The sequence below is a fragment of the Falsiroseomonas oryzae genome, assembly GCF_027856955.1.
In the GTDB taxonomy this organism is placed as follows: domain Bacteria; phylum Pseudomonadota; class Alphaproteobacteria; order Acetobacterales; family Acetobacteraceae; genus Falsiroseomonas; species Falsiroseomonas oryzae.
In genome coordinates this window covers 1-541 of sequence record NZ_JAPSMD010001022.1, presented here as the reverse complement: position 1 = coordinate 541, position 541 = coordinate 1, and the positions used below count along the sequence as shown (strand labels likewise).

Genomic DNA, 541 nt, shown 5'->3' with positions numbered 1-541 from the left:
GCGCGCCATCGGGGGAGAAGCCGACCGTGCGGGCCGGGCCGCCATAGGCCGTGTCCTCCCACAGCGCGCGCCCGTTGCGGGCGTCCCAGACGCGGATGCCGGCGCGCGCGCCGAGGGCGGCGGCCAGCCGCTCGCCATCGGCCGAGACAGCGAGGTGCTGCACCGGCGCGGGCAGGCCGGGCAGGCGGGCGACGAGCGCGCTGGTGCGCAGGTCGAAGACGTAGATGCAGAAGGCGCCGTCCCAGGCCGAGCCGGTGTAGCCGGCGGCGAAGGCGCGCGTGCCGTCCGGCGTCAGCGCCACCGCATAGAGCTCGCCCTCCGCCTCCGTCCCGATCGGCGGGCGCAACACGCCGCGCGGCGTGCCGTCCGGCAGGTCCCAGAGGCGCAGCGTCTTGTCGTCGGACACGGTGGCGAGCAGCCGGCCCGCCGCATCGGTGGCGAGGCGCGCGACCGGCGCGGTATGCGCCACCGCCTCGATGCGCAGGAAGGGCTGGGTCGGCGGTTCGCCGGCGGCGGGGCGCACGCCGGCGGGCTGCGCCTG

The 541-nt window shown here is 78.4% G+C and carries 1 protein-coding gene; it reads right to left on the bottom strand.

From position 1 onward, the window contains the following. On the bottom strand, nucleotides 1-541 hold a 541-nt coding region (locus OZN99_RS33295), incomplete at both ends, for a WD40 repeat domain-containing protein (RefSeq protein ID WP_408612010.1).